The sequence below is a fragment of the Mycobacterium sp. genome (genome assembly GCF_032162105.1).
Taxonomy (GTDB): domain Bacteria; phylum Actinomycetota; class Actinomycetes; order Mycobacteriales; family Mycobacteriaceae; genus Mycobacterium.
The window spans coordinates 1-4,787 of sequence record NZ_JAVRPS010000711.1 but is presented as its reverse complement, the minus strand read 5'-3'; the positions used below and the strand labels follow the sequence as shown (position 1 = coordinate 4,787).

The 4,787-nt window shown below is 65.9% G+C and carries 6 protein-coding genes; 5 read left to right on the top strand and 1 reads right to left on the bottom strand.

The features are described 5' to 3' along the window. The 3 genes from QOC69_RS36075 to QOC69_RS36065 all read left to right on the top strand — a co-directional run. A partial coding sequence (locus QOC69_RS36075) for an RNA polymerase sigma factor (RefSeq protein WP_526447636.1) occupies positions 1-1,052 on the top strand: 1,052 nt, incomplete at its 5' end. Positions 1,053-1,885: 833 nt separating this feature from the next. Next, the gene (locus QOC69_RS36070) at positions 1,886-2,977 is read left to right on the top strand and encodes an ArsR family transcriptional regulator (RefSeq protein WP_526447634.1); all 1,092 of its coding nucleotides are present in this window, start codon (positions 1,886-1,888) and stop codon (positions 2,975-2,977) included. After that, positions 2,977-3,351, top strand: a complete 375-nt coding sequence (locus tag QOC69_RS36065; RefSeq protein ID WP_526447632.1) for a RidA family protein — start codon at positions 2,977-2,979, stop codon at positions 3,349-3,351. The genes QOC69_RS36070 and QOC69_RS36065 overlap by 1 nt, the downstream gene beginning before the upstream one ends. Here QOC69_RS36065 and QOC69_RS36060 read toward each other — a convergent pair. Continuing rightward, on the bottom strand, positions 3,333-3,710 hold the full coding sequence (locus QOC69_RS36060; RefSeq protein ID WP_526447630.1) for a DUF952 domain-containing protein: 378 nt from the start codon (positions 3,708-3,710) through the stop codon (positions 3,333-3,335). The genes QOC69_RS36065 and QOC69_RS36060 overlap by 19 nt on opposite strands. A 129-nt stretch (positions 3,711-3,839) precedes the next feature. Here QOC69_RS36060 and QOC69_RS36055 point away from each other — a divergent pair, with 129 nt between their 5' ends. Further along, a complete protein-coding gene (locus tag QOC69_RS36055) occupies positions 3,840-4,031 on the top strand; it encodes a DUF7455 domain-containing protein (protein ID WP_526447628.1) in 192 nt (63 codons plus the stop codon). A gap of 60 nt (positions 4,032-4,091) precedes the next feature. Beyond that, positions 4,092-4,787: YhjD/YihY/BrkB family envelope integrity protein (locus QOC69_RS36050; protein ID WP_526447626.1), on the top strand; the 696-nt coding region annotated here is incomplete at its 3' end.

Sequence of the window (4,787 nt, the reverse complement as noted above, 5' to 3'; positions counted from 1 at the left end):
CCGACGGGGCATCCGTCGAAGACGAGGAGATCGTCGAGCCGAGCGAAAAGGACAAAGCCTCAGGCGATTTCGTCTGGGACGAGGACGAGTCCGAGGCTTTGCGGCAAGCCCGCAAGGATGCTGAGCTGACGGCGTCCGCGGACTCGGTTCGCGCATACCTCAAGCAGATCGGCAAGGTGGCGCTGCTCAACGCCGAAGAGGAAGTCGAGCTCGCCAAGCGGATCGAGGCGGGCCTGTACGCCACGCAGCTGATGTCGGAGGTCGCCGAGAAGGGCGAGAAGCTGACCACCGCCCAGCGCCGCGACATGACCTGGATCTGCCGCGACGGTGACCGGGCGAAGAACCATCTGCTCGAGGCGAACCTGCGTCTGGTGGTGTCGCTGGCCAAGCGCTACACCGGCCGTGGCATGGCGTTCCTCGACCTCATCCAGGAAGGCAACCTGGGCCTGATCCGCGCGGTCGAGAAGTTCGACTACACCAAGGGCTACAAGTTCTCCACCTATGCCACGTGGTGGATCCGCCAGGCGATCACCCGCGCCATGGCCGACCAGGCCCGCACCATCCGCATCCCGGTGCACATGGTCGAGGTGATCAACAAACTCGGCCGCATCCAGCGTGAGCTGCTGCAGGACCTGGGCCGCGAGCCCACGCCCGAAGAGCTCGCCAAGGAGATGGACATCACGCCGGAGAAGGTGCTGGAGATCCAGCAGTACGCGCGTGAGCCGATCTCGCTGGACCAGACCATCGGCGACGAGGGTGACAGCCAGCTCGGTGACTTCATCGAGGACTCCGAGGCCGTGGTGGCCGTGGACGCGGTGTCGTTCACGCTGCTTCAGGATCAGCTGCAGTCGGTGCTCGAGACGCTCTCGGAGCGCGAGGCAGGTGTCGTGCGGTTGCGGTTCGGTCTGACCGACGGCCAGCCCCGCACGCTCGACGAGATCGGCCAGGTCTACGGCGTGACCCGCGAGCGGATCCGCCAGATCGAGTCGAAGACGATGTCGAAGTTGCGGCACCCCAGCCGTTCTCAGGTGCTGCGCGACTACCTCGACTGATCGGTCATCGACTGATCCTGCTGCAAGACGCGCCGCGCTTGCTCGGAATCGGCTGCATCTAACTGCGATTCGTCGAGACTCGGGTGCACGAAGAGCTCTAACTGCGTGTTCTCAGGATCGCGGAAGACGACGGTCGTTCCGACGTCCCGTCGTGAGTCATGACTGTCACCACGACACCGGAAGGATGCACCAAGGACCTGGTCTCGAAGGTCTCGCCGCTAGTGCGATTCAGGGGTGTGAAACCCACCACGTCCTGTCACCAGGCGGCCACTCGGTCGCAGTCCGACACCGTCAAATCGATATGCGAGATACCCATCAGTTCCGGCACCCCGGCCCCTTCCGTCAGTGGCCAGCGGTCGCAGCATTCCAGCAATGACCATAATTGTGGATTACGCCGCGTCTGCGCGGTTTCGCCGATCTGAGTCACGGTGGGTGCTGGGGCTGATCGTCAGGTGGCCTGGTGTCGACGTCGCCAGTACGACCACCGTGGCGGCTGCGGACGCCACCCTTCTGCCTGCCAGAGTTCGACGTCTGCGATCCGCCGTTCGGGGTCGTCGTGGTTCATCGGTTAGTGCTCCCTCAGCCGTCACCTCTTTTGACCGCGCCGGCGCGTGCGGGAAGTCTCCTACGGCGGCCTGTTCAACACCGTCGCCAAACTCGATGCGGAGTCCGGCAACGAGTAGTCCGACACTCGATTCCCTTGACCGCGAAGGCAACTCGTCTCAGCGGTTCTCCCGCTGGCGCTTGCGCCTACGGTTCACGACGAAGAACACGGACAGACATCGCCGCGAGCGTCACCCTCCGGTCTGGGTGCCGGTATATCGTTACGGCCCGTGCCCGACACCCACAAAGCGCCACCCGTCCGTCTGGTTCGCGTCGTCGACCGGGTCCGTACCGGCGTGCAGAAGCTGACCCGCGCGATGGTGCCAGGCAACATCGCGTTGCTGGAGTTGGCGAACGGCAGCTGGACGACGCAGGCCTTGTACGCGGCGGCCAGCCTCGGCATCCCCGACGAGCTGGCGAAAGGGCCGTTGCACGCCGACGAGGTCGCCCGCCGGGTCGGCGCCGATCCCGATGCGGTCTACCGGTTGATGCGCGCACTCGCGGGCAAAGGGGTGCTCGAACTGCGCCGCGACGCCAGATTCGCGCTGACCCCGATCGGCGCGGCACTGCGGTCGGACACACCGGGCTCGATGCGCGCCATGGTTCTGCTCATGGGCAATCCGGCCCACTGGGAACACTGGGGCAGCCTGCTGCACTCCGTTCGGACCGGTGAGCCCGCGGCAGTCAAACTGCGCGGCACGAATTTCTTCGACTACCTGGACACCAACCTCGAACTGGCTGCCGTGTTCAACGACGCGATGACGGCGATGAGTGCGATGGCCACAGATCCCGTCCTGGCCGTCTACGACTTCTCCGGGTTCCGCCGGATCGTCGACGTCGGGGGCGGTCACGGCGCTCTGCTCGCCGCCATCCTGCAGCGCGCGCCCGATGCCCACGGTGTGCTCTTCGATCTGCCGTCGGTGGTCGAGGGTGCCCGACCCGTGCTGGACGCCGCCGGGCTGGTGGATCGCTGCACCGTGTCGGCCGGCTCGTTCTTCGATACGGTGCCCGAGAGCGGCGACGCCTACCTACTCAAGACGATCATCCACGACTGGGACGAAGACAGCGCGCTGTGCATTCTGCGCAACATCCGCACGGCGATGGCCCCGAACGGAAAGCTCCTGCTGCTGGAAATGGTTCTGCCGCAAGGGCCCTCATCCCATTTCGGGACGATGCTCGACCTGGAGATGTTGGTCAACGCGGGCGGCAAGGAACGGACCCGCGCCGAGTACGCAGACCTGTTGGCGCGTGCGGGTTTTCGACTTCAGCGCGTGGTTGAGACTGCGGGCCCGCTGTCGATCGTCGAGGCTACGGCCGACTGATGACGCCGCAGCGCATCACCGTCAGCTCCGGGTCGCCCTTCGAGGAACGGGTCGGCTACGCGCGGGCGGTACGCGTCGGCCCCCTCGTCGCCGTCGCGGGCACCACCGCACCCGGTGACGGCATCGCCGAACAGGCGCGGGAGGCATTGCGCCGCATCGACATCGCCCTCGGCGAGGCCGGCGCCGCCATGGCCGACGTGGTGCGCACACGGATGTTCGTCACCGACATCAGCCGGTGGCAGGAGGTCGCAGCGGTGCACGCCGAGGTGTTCGGCGACATCCGGCCCGTCACGTCGATGGTCGAGGTGTCCGCGCTCATCGAGCCCGATCTGTTGGTCGAGATCGAGGTCGACGCCTACGTGGTCTCGGACTGATCGGCGGGTAGTTCGGCGAACGTCCCGTCCGCCCCTGGCAGATAGGACGTGACAGTCGTCACAGCGGCTACCGGCAGCGGACCGTACAGGTGCGGAAACAGCATGGACGTCGGATCGGTCGACACACCCGGTTCCCAACGCACCGGCGCTCCCACCAACGCTGGATCGCAGCGCAGCAGCACCAGGTCCGTGCGGCCGGAGTAGAGCCGGTTGGCGGGCAGATGGACCTGCTCGGTGGCGGAAAGGTGCACGAAACCGACGTCGTCGAGCGACGGTGGCCGGTGTTCACCCGCCTCCTTTGCGCGCTGCCAGTCGTCGGCGGTGCACAGGTGCACGAGCACACTCGGCGTCGGGATCATGCGGCCAGCCTGCCCTGCCCGCAACTTCGCCGACAAGTGAGACACGACACACCGATGAACGGCCGGGGAACAAGGCTGGAAGCGAAAACGTCTGACACAGTAGAGCTACGCGAGACCGGAGGAGGAGCCATGAACGCCACTCTGACCAGCCCCGAACTAACCCGGGCTGACCGCTGTGACCGTTGCGGCGCAGCCGCCCGCGTTCGCGCGACGTTACCGTCAGGTGCCGAGCTGCTGTTCTGCCAGCATCACGCAAACGAACACGAGGCAAAGCTCGTTGAGCTGGCCGCCGTGATCGAGGTCAAAACGACCGAGTCCTGACGGACTCTGCACACCCCGATCGGGGCGTGCGAGCCCATCGTCGGGAATGCTGGTGTGGTCATGAGTGACCAGCCCCCGCCAGTGAAGCCGTCACGCCATCACGTTTGGCGCGTCACCAAGCGCACGTTGTCGAAGAGTTGGGACGACTCGATCTTCTCCGAGTCCGCCCAAGCGGCATTCTGGTGCGCCCTTTCCCTGCCGCCGCTGCTGCTCGGCCTGTTGGGCAGCCTGGCGTACGTCGCGCCGCTCTTCGGTCCGCAGACGCTGCCGACGATCCAGGATCGGCTGATCCGAACGGCCAACAGCTTCTTCTCCCCCAACGTCGTCAACGAGATCATCGAGCCGACGATCAGCGACATCTTGCTTGGCGCCCGCGGCGAGGTCGTGTCGATCGGGTTCGTGATCTCGCTGTGGGCGGGCTCGTCGGCGGTGTCCGCGTTCGTCGACTCGATCGTCGAGGCGCACGACCAGACGCCCCTGCGACACCCCGTACGCCAGCGCTTCTACGCGCTTGGCCTGTACGTGGGCATGCTGGTGTTCGTCATCGTGACGGCGCCGTTCATCGCGCTAGGGCCGATAAAGATCGGCGAGTACATTCCCGACAGTTGGGCCAACGTGCTGCGCTTCGGCTACTACCCGGTGCTCTTCGTCGGCTTCGTGCTGGCGGTGACCTTCCTCTACCGGGTGTCACTGCCGAGGCCACTGCCATCGCACCGGTTGCTGCTCGGCTCGGTGCTGGCCGCGGCGGTGTTCCTG

Bases quoted from the DNA above. Each gene is read 5' to 3' on its own strand.
- QOC69_RS36065 (WP_526447632.1), top strand. From the start codon at position 2,977: ATGACGCCGCAGCGCATCACCGTCAGCTCCGGGTCGCCCTTCGAGGAA.
- QOC69_RS36060 (WP_526447630.1), bottom strand. From the start codon at position 3,710: ATGATCCCGACGCCGAGTGTGCTCGTGCACCTGTGCACCGCCGACGAC.
- QOC69_RS36055 (WP_526447628.1), top strand. From the start codon at position 3,840: ATGAACGCCACTCTGACCAGCCCCGAACTAACCCGGGCTGACCGCTGT.